The sequence below is a fragment of the Dyella sp. SYSU CM1112 genome, from assembly GCF_058216415.1.
In genome coordinates this window covers 1-2,467 of the sequence record NZ_JBZEGI010000037.1, presented here as the reverse complement: position 1 = coordinate 2,467, position 2,467 = coordinate 1, and the positions used below count along the sequence as shown (strand labels likewise).

The following is a 2,467-nucleotide window of genomic DNA, read 5'->3' as shown; positions in this document are numbered from 1 at the left end:
GCCGGTGAGGTAGCGCCGGCCGGTGAGGCCGGTGATCTGGTCGAGGACGAGCTGGGTTTCGTAGAAGGCATCGCCCAGGCGTTTGAGGGTGGCGTCGCCATCCAGCCCCAGGCGGTTGAGCAGGTAGTCGCTGCCGAGGAAGCCGGCGTAGCTGGCGAAGCGCGGGTCGGTTTCGCTGATGCCGCTGACGTGCGGCGTAGGCAAGCACCGCGAGCGATAGCGATGCTTACCCGTATGAGGACGGATCTTCGCGTTGCAGAAACCCGATCTGCCAGCAGCTAACGCCGCATGCGGGCCGTGCGCGTGCTTCACTTGCCTGCGGACGGCAACGCAATGACTCTCCAGACCTGATGGCCTTGCGTATCTTCCGTGACACGGATTTGCAGGGTGGCATCTTGGTAAATCACGCTGCCTGCGTCTATTTCAGAAGGCAAGTTAGTCTGGATGTCCGCTTGCGTCCCTTGAGTGGTGCATCTCCCTCCGCACATCTTTTCTTCAAGGCTTCCGGATAACGTAATGGGTGCAACGGTTTGCGCCATACTTGAACGGGTTGCAGACACTATCTGATTGGTGTTGCACGCCTCACCGCACATCTCTTCTTGAACATCTTTTCTCGATAGTGAAGAAGTTGTGGAAGGCACCTCAATGTGGTTTGCATCAGTACCCATCGGCAACGCGAGAAACATGCCGTTTGCCGTGGCGAAGGCGGCGCGCACGACGCCCTGGCTGTCGTTGATCTGCACATAGCGCACACCATCGCGCTCGAAGACGTACACCCGCCATAGCGCACTATGGCTTTGATTGACTGCATGCGGAAACGCTTGTCCAAGACCATGAGAGAGTGCTGTTGCATGCGAAGCACTTGATAAGCCAAGTGCCAATATCACAACGCATACGACCCAGCGCGATGGAAAGAAGCGCGACATGACATTCATAGCAGTTCATCCGAGGCGAGATAGCGAAAAAGCCGATAAATGCCGAGCATAACGGCTATGTCACATCTGACATGAATGAAATGGTAGCGAAAAGTCTCAATAATCAATCGATATTGGTTTTGGGAGTGAAAAATCTCAAATATGTATTTTTCGTATGAAAATCTCTATCAGGCGATGAATATTCGTGCATGACGCAATAAGGTTGTTTACCTGTTTATTCCAAGGGGAAGTAGGGATGCATCCACGGATAGCGTATGCATGGCGTTTTCTGCTGATTACTGTGAGCTATGGCGGAGTTTTTACCATCATCAGATGGCTCGCCATACATAGCATGAGTGGCTTCAACTGGGTTCCCCTGGCCGCCCTGCGGCTAAGTTGTCTGTTGCTTATGCCCATGCGTTACTGGCCGGCTGTGGTGATAGGCGAAGCCATTCCGATGGGCTATGCCAATTACTTGTGCCTGGGTGAGCAAGGGCTGACATGGGTGTGGGTCAACAGTATTCCGCGATCACTCGAAACCATGCTCTTCGTCTGGCCAATGCGCCGGTGTTTCCCGGACATACACAAAAGCTTTGTAGCAAGGACTCCTTATCTGCTGGCGTGCATGGGCGCTGTGGCTGTCGTTTGCACGATGCACGGATGGCTCGCTTATAGCCTTATGCAATACCTGCCGCAGGATGAGAAGCGACTGTCATGGATCGATTATTTTGCCCAGGCGTTTATGGGTAACTACCTTGCTATGTTGTCCTTCACGCCGCTGATTTTATGGATGAGTCACGCTATAAAACGCGCTATCGCCGATACGAAGCGAACCCGGGAGGCGCTTGTCCGGCTCCCGCGCACCCATCGGTGGGTAGGACCAGTTGCGTTGGTCATGGTGAATGGCTTGATGCTGATGCTAGGTCATTACGGCGGTGATGCGGGGAGATTCACGGGCAATCTTGTTGCTTTTGCAACACTGTTGCCGGTGGCATGGTCTTATGGATGGGCCGCCACGGCCATGATAAGTGCCGCAGTCAATGTGACATTGGTGAGTACCATGCCTGCATTCAACGACTTCGAAACATTGTATGCGCAAGGCTTGATGGTGTTGCTAGGGACGGCGCTGCTTATGTTCGCAGCGCGCTCATCCATGGCGTTTGAATTCGCGCAAGGCGAAAAAAAAGCCATCGAACAGGCGCGGCGAAGCTATTTGATGACCGAGCGCATGCGCGTGAACACCGTCTGCCATCTGAGCGACGCACTGGACCATACGCGCATGGAAACTACTCGACTGATGCACAGTGCGCGTACCCACATGCCAACCAAAATGCTTGCCGAGCACTTTCACCGGCTCGAATCCCTGCATCAGGAATGTGAGTGCATCCTGACGGGCATGTCGCCATACGACTGGTGGGATTTCGGTGATCGTGAAGGGCTGATCATCTCGGCATTGCACGCCGAAGGCATCGGCTGCGACGTGTTGGCCATGCCGCGCAACGCCCGCCTGCTACAGCTTTCGACGGATATGTGCATCACGATTCATCGGCTGG

At 54.6% G+C, this 2,467-nt stretch carries 2 protein-coding genes and 1 pseudogene; 1 reads left to right on the top strand and 2 read right to left on the bottom strand.

The window, feature by feature from the left end:
• A pseudogene (locus AC4HNJ_RS21480) lies at positions 1 to 174 on the bottom strand (S-layer family protein); the annotation flags it as partial.
• A 134-nt stretch (positions 175 to 308) separates the two neighbouring features.
• Entirely contained in the window at positions 309 to 935 is a 627-nt protein-coding gene (locus AC4HNJ_RS21475; protein ID WP_490481658.1) for a hypothetical protein, read from the bottom strand.
• Between the two features lie 331 nt (positions 936 to 1,266).
• Here AC4HNJ_RS21475 and AC4HNJ_RS21470 point away from each other — a divergent pair.
• A partial coding sequence (locus tag AC4HNJ_RS21470; RefSeq protein WP_490481657.1) for a hypothetical protein occupies positions 1,267 to 2,467 on the top strand: 1,201 nt, incomplete at its 3' end.

What these genes read in the sequence shown, in the direction of transcription:
- AC4HNJ_RS21475 (WP_490481658.1), bottom strand. Translation starts at nt 935, where the DNA reads ATGAATGTCATGTCGCGCTTCTTTCCATCGCGCTGGGTCGTATGCGTT.